The 12526-nt window shown below is 74.3% G+C and carries 11 protein-coding genes; 6 read left to right on the plus strand and 5 right to left on the minus strand.

Features of this window, described 5'->3' with window-relative positions:
• Nucleotides 1–21 precede the first annotated feature (21 nt).
• Nucleotides 22–1059 carry a stage II sporulation protein M gene (locus tag AC0AIB_RS25770; RefSeq protein ID WP_328339876.1) on the plus strand — a complete coding sequence of 346 codons (1038 nt, stop codon included), beginning with the start codon at nt 22–24 and terminating at the stop codon, nt 1057–1059.
• Between the two features lie 32 nt (nt 1060–1091).
• Here AC0AIB_RS25770 and AC0AIB_RS25775 read toward each other — a convergent pair whose 3' ends face one another.
• The 5 genes from AC0AIB_RS25775 to AC0AIB_RS25795 form a co-directional block, all read right to left on the minus strand.
• Nucleotides 1092–2402, minus strand: a complete 1311-nt coding sequence (locus AC0AIB_RS25775; protein ID WP_465097662.1) for a DUF58 domain-containing protein — start codon at nt 2400–2402, stop codon at nt 1092–1094.
• Nucleotides 2399–3388, minus strand: a complete 990-nt coding sequence (locus tag AC0AIB_RS25780) for an AAA family ATPase (protein ID WP_465097663.1) — start codon at nt 3386–3388, stop codon at nt 2399–2401. The genes AC0AIB_RS25775 and AC0AIB_RS25780 overlap by 4 nt, the downstream gene beginning before the upstream one ends.
• On the minus strand, nt 3385–4854 hold the full coding sequence (locus AC0AIB_RS25785) for a DUF4350 domain-containing protein (RefSeq protein WP_328339870.1): 1470 nt from the start codon (nt 4852–4854) through the stop codon (nt 3385–3387). Before AC0AIB_RS25785 ends, AC0AIB_RS25780 begins: the two co-directional genes overlap by 4 nt.
• Nucleotides 4855–4924: 70 nt before the next feature.
• Nucleotides 4925–5530, minus strand: a complete 606-nt coding sequence (locus tag AC0AIB_RS25790) for a DUF4129 domain-containing protein (protein ID WP_465097664.1) — start codon at nt 5528–5530, stop codon at nt 4925–4927.
• On the minus strand, nt 5527–6372 hold the full coding sequence (locus tag AC0AIB_RS25795; RefSeq protein ID WP_328339866.1) for a hypothetical protein: 846 nt from the start codon (nt 6370–6372) through the stop codon (nt 5527–5529). Before AC0AIB_RS25795 ends, AC0AIB_RS25790 begins: the two co-directional genes overlap by 4 nt.
• Nucleotides 6373–6586: 214 nt before the next feature.
• Here AC0AIB_RS25795 and mtrA point away from each other — a divergent pair, with 214 nt between their 5' ends.
• The 5 genes from mtrA (at nt 6587) to hpf (ending at nt 12525) form a co-directional block, all read left to right on the plus strand.
• Entirely contained in the window at nt 6587–7276 is a 690-nt protein-coding gene (gene mtrA / locus AC0AIB_RS25800) for an MtrAB system response regulator MtrA (RefSeq protein ID WP_067306208.1), read from the plus strand.
• Between the two features lie 13 nt (nt 7277–7289).
• Complete coding sequence (gene mtrB / locus AC0AIB_RS25805; protein ID WP_442930552.1) at nt 7290–9044, plus strand: MtrAB system histidine kinase MtrB; 1755 nt, start codon at nt 7290–7292, stop codon at nt 9042–9044.
• A 62-nt stretch (nt 9045–9106) separates the two neighbouring features.
• Nucleotides 9107–10933: an LpqB family beta-propeller domain-containing protein gene (locus AC0AIB_RS25810; RefSeq protein ID WP_328339862.1), complete on the plus strand. Its 1827-nt coding sequence runs from the start codon at nt 9107–9109 to the stop codon at nt 10931–10933.
• Between the two features lie 7 nt (nt 10934–10940).
• Nucleotides 10941–11648 carry a ComF family protein gene (locus AC0AIB_RS25815; RefSeq protein ID WP_328339860.1) on the plus strand — a complete coding sequence of 236 codons (708 nt, stop codon included), beginning with the start codon at nt 10941–10943 and terminating at the stop codon, nt 11646–11648.
• A gap of 250 nt (nt 11649–11898) precedes the next feature.
• Nucleotides 11899–12525, plus strand: coding sequence for a ribosome hibernation-promoting factor, HPF/YfiA family (gene hpf, locus AC0AIB_RS25820; protein ID WP_328339858.1), 627 nt, complete (start codon nt 11899–11901; stop codon nt 12523–12525).
• Nucleotide 12526: the final 1 nt, after the last annotated feature.

Below are 12526 nucleotides of genomic sequence, written 5' to 3' on the forward strand. Positions count from 1 at the left end.
GCGCGGGACGGGGGAGGACCAGTGGATCTCGACGCGTACGTCGCCGAGCACGGCCACGAGTGGCGACGGCTGGAGCTGTACTGCGACCGTCGCCGGCTCGACGTCGACGAGATCGACGAGATGATCGTCCTCTACCAGCGCACCGCCACCCACCTGTCGGCGCTGCGCAGCCGGGCACCCGATCCGGCCCTGGTCGGCCGGCTCTCCCAGCTGGTGCTGCGGGCCCGCGCCCGGATCACCGGCCGCCGCCGGCCGTCCTGGGCCGCCCTCGGGCGGTTCGTCACCGTCGGCTTCCCCGGCGCGGTCTACCGGGCCTGGCCGTGGTGGTGTGCGGTGGCCACCGGGTTCAGCCTGCTCAGCGGCTTCCTCATCTGGTACGTCGCGGCCAACCCCGGCACCGCCGCCGCGTTCATCGGCCAGGAGGCCGCCGCCGACCTTGTCGACTCCGGCTTCGCCGGCTACTACACCGAGTTCTCGGCACCGACGTTCGCCTTCCACCTGTGGACCCACAACGCCTGGATCGCCGCCCAGTGCCTGGCGTCGGGGGTGCTCGTGGTGCCGGTGCTCTACCTGCTGTGGCAGAACGCGCTGAACGTCGGCGTGGTGGGCGGGGTGATGGTCTCCTACGGCCGGGCCGACGTCTTCTTCGGACTGATCACCCCGCACGGGCTGTTGGAGCTGACCGGGGTCTTCGTCGCGGCCGGGGTGGGGTTGCAGACCGCCTGGGCCTGGATCTCACCGCCGGATCACCTGGGCCGGGGCCGGGCGGTCGCCGAGGCGGGCCGCTCGGCGATCCTGGTCGCGGTGGGCCTGGTGGGGCTCTTCGCGATCTCCGCACTGCTGGAGGCGTTCGTCACCCCGTCACCGGTGCCGGTGGCGCTGCGGGTCGGCGTGGGCGCGGCGGTGTGGCTGGGCTTCCTGGCGTACGTGGTGCTGCTCGGTCGCCGGGCGGTCGCCGCCGGACGCGTACCGGCCGAGCGGGCCGACCCGTGGCTGGCCGAACTCTGGCCCTCCACCGATCCCGCCCGCGCCTGGTACCCCACCCACCGCCCGCGCTGACCTCCCCACTGTCGGAGGGTGGGATCCCACTGTCAGAGCTGGCCGAGGGCCTTGAGGCGGAGGTAGGTGTCGGCCAGGGCGGGGGCGAGCCGGGCCGCCGGGGCGTCCACCACTGTCACGCCGTACCTGCCGAGGGCGGTGCGGACCTGGTTCCGTTCGGCGAGCGCCCGCCAGCCGGCCGCGGCGGCATAGGCGTCCTCGGGGCGTACCGGCGGGGCGGTGGTCAGCGTGGTGAGCACCGGGTCGTGCACGGCCGCCACGATCACCCGGTGCCGGGCGGCCAGCCGGGGCAGCACCGGCAGCAGACCCTCGGCGAGCGCGCCCGCCTCCAGGGCGGTGAAGAGCACCACCAGGCTGCGTCGCCGGTGCCGGCGCAGGATCTCCGCGACGATCAGCTCGAAGTCGGTCTCGACGAGCGCCGGGTGCAGCGGCGCGAGCGCGTGCACCAGCCGGTGGAGCAGGGCCGGCTGGCCGCTGCCGGTGACCGTGGCGCGGATCCCGGCGTCGGCGGCGAGCAGGTCGACCCGGTCGCCGGCCCGGGAGGCCAGCGCGGTCAGCAGCAGCGCCGCGTCGATGGCGGTGTCCAGCCGGGGCTCGTCGCCGACGCGTACCGCCGAGGTGCGGCCGGTGTCCAGCACGCAGACCAACCGGCGGTCGCGCTCCGGCCGCCAGGTGCGGACCAGCACGTCCGAGCGGCGGGCGCTGGCCCGCCAGTCGATCGACCGGACGTCGTCGCCGACCACGTACTCGCGCAGGGTGTCGAACTCGGTGCCCTGGCCCCGCCCCCGGGTGACCTGGGTGCCGTCGATGACCCGCAGCCGGGACAGTTTCTCCGGCAGGTGCCGCCGGGAGTCGAACCGGGGCAGCACCCGCAGCGTCCAGCCGGGGGCGACCGGCCGACCGGCCCGCTGCCGGAAGGCCAACCCGAGCGGCCCGAGCGAGCGCACCGTCACCGTCACCGCCGGCCGGTCGCCGCGCCGGGTGGGGGTGAGCCGGCTGGGCAGCACCAGCACCCCGCCGGGTCCGACCCGCGACACCCGACCCGGCGGTACGTCCGGACGGGCCCCGGCGGACGGCACCCACCCGTCGCGCACCTGGGCGCGCAGCGTACGGCCGGAGGTGTTGGACAGGCGCAGGGTGACGGTCGCGGGGTGGCCGAGCCGGACGGCGCTGTCACCTTCGCGGTCGACGGTGATCCCGTGCAGCGGGGCGGCGAGCGCCCAGTCCACGGCGGTCAGCAGCAGCACCGCGCCGGTCATCACGGCCACCCCGAGCAACGGGTCCGGCCAGAACGCCAGGGTGGGCACGCCCACCAGCAGCAGAACGGCCGCCCGCCAGGTCATCGCGGGGTCGGCACGGTGGCCAGCACCGTGTCGAGCACCATGTCGACCCCGACCCCCTCCAACTCCACCTCGGGGCGCAGCCGCAGCCGGTGCCGCAGCGTCGGGCGGGCGGTGGCCTTCACGTCGTCGGGGGTGACGTGGTCGCGGCCGGCGAGCCAGGCCCACGCCTTCGCCGTGCTCAGCAGCCCGGTCGCGCCCCGGGGCGAGGCACCCAGCTCCAGCGCCGGGGTGGCCCGGGTGGCCCGGCACAGGTCCACGATGTAGCCGAGCACCGCCTCGGCCACGTGCACCCGGCCGACCGCCTCCCGGGCGGCGGCCAGGTCGGCGGCCCCGGCCACCGGTCGTACGCCGGCCGCGCCGAGGTCCCGCGGGTCGAACCCGGCGTGGTGGGCGCGCAGCACGCCCAATTCCTCGTCCCGGTTGGGCAGTGGCACGGTCAACTTGAGTAGGAACCGGTCGAGCTGCGCCTCGGGCAGGGGGTAGGTGCCCTCATACTCGACGGGGTTCTGGGTGGCGGCCACGATGAACGGGTCCGGCAGCGGCCGGCGGGCGCCCTCCACCGACACCTGGCGCTCCTCCATCACCTCCAGCAACGCCGACTGGGTCTTCGGCGGGGTCCGGTTGATCTCGTCGGCGAGCAGCAGGTTGGTGAAGACCGGCCCCTCCCGGAAGGTGAACGCGGCGGTGCGCGGGTCGAAGATCAGCGAACCGGTGACGTCGCCGGGCATCAGGTCGGGGGTGAACTGGACCCGCTTGGAGTCCAGGTCGAGGGCGGTGGCGACGGTGCGGACCAGCAGCGTCTTGGCCACCCCCGGCACCCCCTCCAGCAGGACGTGCCCCCGGCAGAGCAGCGCGATGACCAGGCCGGTGACCACGGCGTCCTGGCCGACGACCGCCTTGGCCACCTCGGTGCGCAGCCGGTGCAGGGCGGCCCGGGCGTCGTCCGGGCCGGCTGTGGGCTCGACGGCGGTGGCGGGTCGGGTCACCTGTGGTCTCCTTCGGTCGGGCGGCCGGGGGCTGCCGCCACGGTACGGGTCAGCCGGTCCAGCGACCGGGCCAGCTCCAGCAGTTCGGCGTCGGTCTCCGGGGCCCGGCCGTAGAGCAGTTCGCGGATCTGCTCCGGGGTGCCGCCGACCCGCTCGGCCACCCGGGCGGCCAGCTCCCCGGGCCCGGTGGCGGCGGGCAGACCGAGCCGGCCACGCAGCCGGTCCAGCGCGGCGGTACGCAGGGTCGCGGCGGCCGGACCCCGGGCACGCGCCCGCTGGTAGAGCCGGGCCCGGCCGAGGACGGTCTCGGCGGCGCGGACCTCGACCGGCAGCGGCTCGGTCACCGGCGGGCCGAGTCGGCGGGCCCGCCAGAGCACGACCAGCAGGGTGACCAGGGCGAGCTGCACCAGCAACGCCCAGAACCAGGGCGGGAAGGCGTCCAGCAGCGGATGGTCGGCCGGTGGTGGAGGACCGGCCTGGTCCGGAGGGTCGCCCGACCCGTCGTCGCCGGAGGAGGGACGGGGGCCACCCGGTCGACCCTCGCCCTCACCGGTGCCGCCGCCGTCGTACTCGGTGGAGCCGCCGGGGGTGGGCGACCAGGCGGGTTCTCCGCTGCCGTCGGTACGGCCGAACGACGGTGCCGGTGCCGGACCGTCCAGGTCCAGCCAGACCACCCGGTCGTGGACGCCGAGCAGGCCGGTGCCGAGCGCCCGGTTGCCCCGTTCGGCGATCCGGTCGTTGCGGAACGGGTCGCTGGCGCCGATCACCACCGTCTCGGCCCGGCCGGGCAGCCGGACCAGGCCGGCGGAGTAGCAGCGGTCCAGGGCGACCGGCATGCCGGGTGCGGCGGCGTACCGCTGGAGCTGGGCGGCGGCGACCCCGGCCCGGGTCGTCTCGGGCAGCGGGCAGGGCCGGCCGTCGGTCTCCGGTCCGACCGCCCGGGTGGCCCACCGACGGTCGGTCGGCACCAGCGGCAGGCCGGCCGATTCCAGTACCCGCCGGGAGGGGTCGACGAGGACCAGCCGCCGCCCGGCCGGCAGTTCGCCGAGCGCACCGAGGGTGTCCGGATGCAGCAGTTCCGGTGCCGGGACGAAGAGGGTGGACGCGGTGCTGTCGAGGGCGAGCAGCGCGGGCAGCAGGTCGGTCTCCCGCTGGACGGTGACGCCCCGGGCGCGCAGCGCGTCGGCCAGGCGGCTGCCACCGTCGTCGTCGGTGGCGACCGGGGAGAGGAAACCGGGATCGGTCGGGTCGGGCTGGTCCAGGGCGTGCGCACCGATGGTGCCGGCGATCAGTGCGGCGGCCAGCGCCAACGGAACGAGCACCCGGTGCCGGCGTCGCCGCCGCCGGGCCGGTGCCGGCGGACCGGCCTGCGGGCGTACACCGGTCGGCGGTGCGACAGGTGGTGGGCTGCCGGTCGGCGGTGCGACAGGTGGGCCGCCGGTCGGCGGTGTGGCGGGACGGGTCACGGCAGATCCCGGGGCGCGGCTGGGGCGGTGGACCGGGTCACCGGGTGCCGTCGCGCGGTGGTGGGTCGGGTCACGGGGTGCTCCCGTCCGGCGGTGGGGTGGCGAGCGCCCGGTCCAGGTCGTCGGCGAGTTCCCGCATCCGGTGGTCGTGTCCGGCGGCGGCCGGGCGTTGGGCGTACCACAGCTCGGTGAAGATCGCCCCGGCGGCGCGCAGCGGCGGGGCGACCTGGGGGCGGGCGCGGGCCGCCGCGTCGGTCAACTCGGTGACCGTCATCCCCGGGCGGGGGGCCACCGCGCCGACGGCGACCAGCCGGCGGACCATGTCGCGCAGCCGCTCCCGGACGGCCTCGGCGTACCGGCCCTCGGCGGCCAGCCGGTCGGCCAGGGACCGCCCGGGGCCGACGGGGGTGGTGTCGTCACCGGTGCGGGGGCGGGGCAGCCCGGCAGCGGCCGTGCCGGCGGCCGGCCGGTGCGCCCGGCGTCGTCGCCGCCACCGGGGCAACCGGAGCCGGGGGAACCGGAGCCGGAACCGGGGCAGTCGGCGCGGCACCCAGGCCGGGAAGTGGTACCAGGCGAGCGCGGTCAGCCCGGCGGCCAGCACCAGCAGCAGCGCCGCCAGCGGCAGCGGCAGCACGTCGCCGAGCGCGGCGACGGACTCCGTCCACCACCGGCTCACCGGTCGGCCGCCGGCAGGCCGGCCGCGAGGACCCGGGCGGGGGTACGGGCCAGCTGGATGTCCAGCCCTTCGGTGCGCATCCGGGTGTCCAGGTGGAGCACCGCGTCCAGGCAGGCCAGAGCGGGGTAGGCGACGCTGTTCACCGCCGCCCAGGCGACCATCGTGGCGGCGACCCGGACGGTCGGGTCGGCCAGGTCGACCAGGTGCAGCGACTGGACGCCGAAGAAGAGGCCGAGGGCCAGGCCGACCCGCAGCACCCACCAGCCGAGGTATCCGAGCACCCGGACGGCGGCGGCCCGGCCCCGGGTCGCGACGCGGGCCGCGCGGACCACCACCGACACCCCGGGCGTCCGGTCCAGCACCACCGCCGCGGCGACCGAGCCGAGCAGGCCGTAGCCGACCAGCCAGGCCGGGCCGAGCAGCGCCGTGACCAGCATCAGCAGGCCGACCACCGGGGCGAGCAGCAGGGTGACGCCCCAGCGGGCCCCGGCCGGGCGGAGCAGTTCGCCCACGCCGGCCCGGCGACCCAGCAGCGCCACGCCGGCCGCCCGCGCGGCCGGGTTGCCCAGCAGCAGGACGATCACCGCCTCGCTGGCCGCGCCCACCGCGAGCAGTTGCCACCAGAGCGGGAACGACCCGCTGTCGTTCCACCACACCGGGGGTACGGCGTCGGCGAGCCGGCGCAGCGGGTACAGCAGTAGTTGCTCACCGGTGGCGAGCAGGACGCCCGCCGGGACCAGCACCCGCCCCTGGGAGCGCAGCAGCAGCACGGCGGAGTCGAGCAGTTCACCGACGGTGAGCGGACGCCTGGGGAGCACGGCGGTCGGGCCGACGTCGGGCACGCGTACTCCTGCGGATGGTGGCTGGCGGGCGGCGACCTGCCCGGGGATCATGGTGACACGGCCCGACGGGCCGGGTGGACCCGCCGTGCGGCCCATCGATGCGGCCATCGGGGGAGATATCGCGCGTGGGACGTGCGGTGACACCTCTTCCGGCAGTACCGTGCCATCCAGACTCCGATCCCACCAACTGAACGGGGATGGAAACATAAACCCCATGAGAGCCCGGGTACTGGTGGTCGACGACGACCCCGCGCTCGCCGAGATGCTCGGCATCGTCCTGCGCAGTGAGGGCTTCCTGCCCTCGTTCGTCGCCGACGGGGAACGGGCGTTGGCCGCGTTCCGGGACAGTCGCCCCGATATCGTGCTACTAGACCTGATGCTGCCTGGAATGAGCGGTATCGACGTGGCGCGGGCCATCCGGGGCGAGTCGGGCGTGCCGATCGTCATGCTGACCGCCAAGAGCGACACCGTCGACGTGGTGCTCGGCCTGGAGTCCGGTGCCGACGACTACGTGGTCAAGCCGTTCAAGCCCAAGGAACTGGTGGCCCGGATGCGGGCCCGGTTGCGTCGGGGCGAGGACGTGGCACCGGAGATGCTGACCATCGGGCCGCCCGGCAACCAGATCACCATCGACGTGCCGGCCCACACCGTCAGCCGGGACGGCGAGGAGGTGAAACTGACGCCGCTGGAGTTCGACCTGCTTGTCGCGCTCGCCCGCAAGCCGCGTCAGGTCTTCACCCGGGAGGTCCTGTTGGAGCAGGTCTGGGGCTATCGGCACGCGGCGGACACCCGCCTGGTCAACGTGCACGTCCAGCGGCTCCGCGCCAAGATCGAGCCGGATCCGGAGCGGCCGGAAATCATCCTGACCGTGCGGGGCGTGGGCTACAAGGCGGGTACCGGATAGCCTGGTCTACACAGTGACCAGCGCACCGAACCCCACCCCCGAGCACACCGCCGGCTGGCGTCCTGCCGCGCGGGCGCTGCACCGTGTGCTGGTGGGCCGCTGCCTGCGGGTGACCGCCGGCCTGCGGCAGACCTGGCGGCGGTCGTTGCAGGTCCGGGTGGTGACCATCACGTTGGTGGTGTCCAGTCTGCTGGTCGGCGGCTTCGCCTACCTGATCGCTGACAAGATCACCAGCATCCTGCTCGACAACGCCGAGACCGACGTGCTGCTGCGGCTGCGCAACGGCAGCGACTACTCGGCCAAGCAGTTCACCCTCTACAGCCAGCCGCAGGAGGCGCAGCTCCAGGACACCATCGAGGGCACCGTCAACTACCTGGCCGGGGGCGATCCTCAGCAGACCAGCGGGGTGGTGGTGGCGATCACCGCCGACAACTACGTCGGCATCATCGAGACCCGTACCTCACCGGCGACGGACGTCCGGCCGCTGGTCAGCCGGGAGCTGCGGGCCGCCGTCGCCGACGGCAAGGTGGCCCACCAGATCCGCACCGGCCGGCTCAACGGCGAGCGGACGAAGTACCTGGTCTACGGTTCCCCGGTGCCGACCAGCTTCGGCCAGCTGGAGCTCTACTATCTCGTCCCGCTCAACCGGCAGGACGCCACCGCCGCCGACGCGCGGTCCACCGTGCTGGCCACCGGGGTGGCCCTGGTGCTGCTGCTCGGCCTGCTCGCCGCCCTGGTCACCCGGCTGGTGGTGACCCCGGTCCGGGTGGCCGCGCGGACCGCCCAGCGGCTCTCCGCCGGCCTGCTCGACCAACGGATGGTGGTCAACGGCGAGGACGACCTCGCCCTGCTCGCCGCCTCCTTCAACCAGATGGCGACCAACCTGCAACGGCAGATCCTGCGCCTGGAGGAGATGTCCCGGCTGCAGCGCCGGTTCACCTCCGACGTGTCGCACGAGCTGCGTACCCCGCTGACCACCGTCCGGATGGCCGCCGACCTGATCTTCGCCGAGCGCGACGAGTTCGACCCGGCGGTGGCGCGTAGCGCCGAGTTGCTCCAGGCGGAGCTGGACCGGTTCGAGGAGCTGCTCACCGACCTGCTGGAGATCAGCCGCTTCGACGCCGGCTTCGCCATGCTCGACTCCGAGCCGACCGACCTGGTGCCGGTGGTGCACCGGGTCGCCGACCGCCTCGCCGGGCTGGCCGAACGGGTCGGCGTCACCATCGAACTGGCCGTGCCGACGACCCCGGTGATCGCCGAGGTGGATCCGCGCCGGGTCGAGCGGGTGCTGCGCAACCTGGTCGGCAACGCCGTCGAGCACGGCGAGGCGAAACCGGTGGTGATCACCCTGGGCGTCGACCAGACCACCGTCGCGGTCACCGTGCGTGACCACGGGGTCGGGCTCAAGCCGGGCGAGGAGAAGCTCGTGTTCAACCGGTTCTGGCGGGCCGACCCGTCCCGGGCCCGGCAGACCGGCGGGACCGGGCTCGGCCTGTCGATCAGCCTGGAGGACGCCCGCCTGCACGGCGGCTGGCTGGAGGCGTGGGGCGCACCCGGGCAGGGCGCGCAGTTCCGGCTCACCCTGCCGGTCCGCTCCGGGGACCGACTCACCACCTCACCGCTGCGGCTGGTGCCGGCCGACGCCACCCTGCCCTTCGGCGGCCCCCGCGACGGCGACCTGCTGGCCATCGGCCCCGGCGGCGACGGCGTCCTGGCCATCGGCCCGGGGCCGACCGCCACCGATGACCGGGCGGAGGTCGGGTCGTGAACGGCCGTCGCGCGGGCGGACGTCGGGTCGTGGACCGCCGCCGCGCGGCTGGAGGCCCGGTCGTGGACCGCCGTCGCGCGCTGGCCGGGCTGCTCTGCGCCGTGCTGCTGGCGCTCGTCCCGGCCGGCTGCGGCATCCCCGACCACACCGACGTGCAGGTGGACGGCTCGGGACCGGCCGTCTCGGCGGGCGCGTCCAGCTTCGGTCGTAGTGAGCCACCCACCCGCGCGGCAAGCGGTAGCGACCGGGAGAAATTCGTCGAGAACTTCCTGGCCGCCGCAGCCGGCGAGCCGGAGCGGGCGTACGCGCGGGTCAAACAGTTCATCGCCCGGGAGGACCGCGACCGGCTGGCCGAGAAGCAGGGCAGCGAGGTCGTGATCAACGTGGTCCGGCCGACCGAGAAGCCGGTGATCACCCAGAACGCCAGTGGACTGCTCACCGTCCGGGTGCCGGTGCAGCAGGTGGGGGTGCTGCGGTCCAACGGGGTGCTCGGCCCGCCGGTGGCGACCGACACGGAGTACCGGTTCTCGCTGCGCGGATCCGCCGAGCCGGGCCGGGAGGACGCGGAGGACGCCGGGTACTACGTCACCGATCCACCCAGCGTCCTGCTGCTGAACACGGTGGCCTTGCTGACGTACTACCAGAGCCGGAACGTCTACTTCTGGAACTCCGACTCCACCCGGCTGGTGGCCGACCAGCGTTACCTGCCCCGTGCCGTGCCGGCCGAGCGGTTGGTCAGCGAGGCGGTCAAGTGGCTGATCGCCGGGCCGTCGGACTGGCTCCGGCAGGGGGTGAGCGGCCTGCCGGACCGGACCGCCCTGATCAACAACGCGGTGAAGACCGACGGCCGATGGGAGGTCAACCTCGACCTGCCCGGGGACGACCGCCGCAAGCTGGAGAAGCTCGGCATCCAGCTGGCCTGGACGCTGTCCGATCTGAACGGGCCGCTTCAGCTCACCACCCGTAACCAGTCCCGGGTGACCATCGACGATCTGGCCGCCCACCGCGCCGACAACCCGGTATACCCCCTCACCGAGGGGCCGCAGCGGTTCACCGTCTACGAGAGGGCGATCCGGCCGCTCGCCTCCGAGGGCGAGGCTGTCGGCGCCGTCCCGATCCGCACGGAGGACAACCACGACATCGTCTCGGCCGCCCTGCGGCGGGCCGACGGGAAGATCCTCGCCGCCCTGGTGGGCACCGCCCCCGGCGGACGGCAGCGGCTGGTGGCCGGGTCGGGTGCCGCACCGGTGCAGGCGATGACCGTGGGGACGCAGACGTTCACGGCGATCGGGCGGCCGGTCTGGCTACGCCCGCTCGCGGCGGCCCAGCCCTACGGGCTGGTGGTGGCCGACGGGCGGCTTTACCGGTTCGACGACCGGGCCCGGATGCTCCCGGTCGCGGTGGGCGCCGCGGGGCCGGTGAGCGCGGTCGCCGCCTCGCTGGACGGGCACCGGATCGCACTGATCGTCGGTGGTCGGCTCTACCTCAGCGCGGCGGGCCTCGACGGCGGGGTGGTCTCGCTCGGGCCGGTGCGGCAGGTCGCCACCACGCTGACCGAGCTGTCGGCGGTGGACTGGGCGCAGGAGAACACCCTGGCCGTGACCGGATCGACCGACCGTTCCGGGGTGTACGAGTTGGGCGTGGACGGGGTGCAGCAGTCGGGGCTGGTCACCGATGTCGGTGCCCGGGTCACCCACCTGTCGGTGTACCCGGCCAACCCCACGTACGTGCTGCCCACGGGCATGATGATGTACGAGGCCAACGGCGTCGCCTACCGCTACCGGTCACCGTCGGTCGAGACGATCCGGGCCGAGCAGGTGCTGGACGTGCCGCCCCCGCCCGCCGGTGGTCGGGCGGGCAGCCCGACCGCGCCGTTCTTCCTGTTCTGAGCCGGTCGTGCGGGACGTCGGCGGACTCTGGGCGGACCTGACCGATCTGGTCTTCCCGACCGGGTGCGCGGGTTGCGGTCGGCGGGACGCGACCCTGCGGCAGGGGTGCTGCCCGGACTGCGTACACCGGCTCGCCGCACTGCGTCCGGCTCCGGCCCGCCCCACCCCTGCCCCGCCCGACCTGCCGCCCTGCCACGCCCTCGGTCCGTACGCGGGCCCGCTGCGGGAGGCGCTGCTGGCGTACAAGGAACGGGGTCGGCACGGGCTGGCCCGGCCGCTGGGTGGGTTGCTGGCGGAGGTGGTGGCGGCATCGGTGGGTGCGGCCCGGCCGGTGCTGCTGGTGCCGGTGCCGGACCGGGCGGCGGCGGCCCGGGCGCGCTACGGCGACCACCTGACCCGGTTGGCCCGGCATGCGGCGGCCAGGTTGCGGCGGGCCGGCTGGGACGTACGGACGGCGGTGCCGGTGCGGGCGCTACCCCGGCCGGACTCGGTGGAGCTGGACCGGGCGGGACGGGCCGAGGCGGCGGCGTCGGCGTTCCGGCTGCGGCCGGGGTGGGCCGGTCGGGGCGCGGGCGGCCGGACCGTGGTGGTGCTGGACGACATCCTGACCACCGGGGCGACCCTGGCGGCGATGAGTCGTACCTTGCGCGCGGCGGGAATGACGCCATACGGCGCGGCCGTGTTGGGTGCAACGCAAAAGCGGCGGCATTGGTGACGCTTCGTGTTTCCGTTTCACCCCATGGTGTTGGTTGCTGTTAATTCTCTGAGGGTTTCCCACAACCGGGGGTGACTGTCGGGCGAACAGGAGTTAGCGTTTTCGTGTCGGGGTAGGAAGGGTTTCCCACCCGCCCCCGACGGTGGAAGGAGGCGTAGCCGTACCTGACCGGTCGACGCTCCCAGGGGCCCTCCCGAGGGTGCTCGACCGGATTCGTAGATCAGCCGACCATCCGGAAAAGGGAGGTCACGTGGACATCGTGGTCAAGGGTCGAAACGTCGAAGTGCCGGACCATTACCGGGTACACGTAGCGGAGAAACTCGCGAAGATCGAGCGCTACGATCACAAGCTCATCCGGGTCGATGTGGAGTTGTTCCACGAACGCAATCCCCGGCAGTCCGACACCTGCCAGCGAGTGGAGATCACCTGTGTCTCCCGGGGGCCGGTGATCAGGGCCGAGGCCTGCACCAACGACTTCTACAGCGCGCTGGACGCGGCCATCGCCAAGCTGGACACCCGACTGCGCCGGGCGGCCGACCGCCGCCGCGTACACCGGGGCCGGCACGCGCCGATCTCCGTCGCCGCCGCCACCGCCGGTCTGCCGGTGGCCGGCCTGGACGACGTCGCCGTCGCCGCCACCGGCACGGCCACCGCGACCGCCGTCGAGGAGCGCCCGGAGGAGCACGACGACCAGCCCTGGCACATCGCCCGGGCCAAGGTGCACCCCGCCGACCCGATGACGGTCGACGACGCCCTGTTCCAGATGGAGCTCGTCGGCCACGACTTCTACCTGTTCCACGACAAGGAGTCCGGCCGCCCCAGCGTCGTCTACCGCCGCCACGCCTACGACTACGGCATCATCTCCCTCGACACCTGAC

It is taken from the genome of Micromonospora sp. DSM 43699 (assembly GCF_055517075.1).

Bases quoted from the DNA above. Each gene is read 5' to 3' on its own strand.
- AC0AIB_RS25775 (WP_465097662.1), bottom strand. From the start codon at position 2,402: ATGACCTGGCGGGCGGCCGTTCTGCTGCTGGTGGGCGTGCCCACCCTG.
- mtrA (WP_067306208.1), top strand. From the start codon at position 6,587: ATGAGAGCCCGGGTACTGGTGGTCGACGACGACCCCGCGCTCGCCGAG.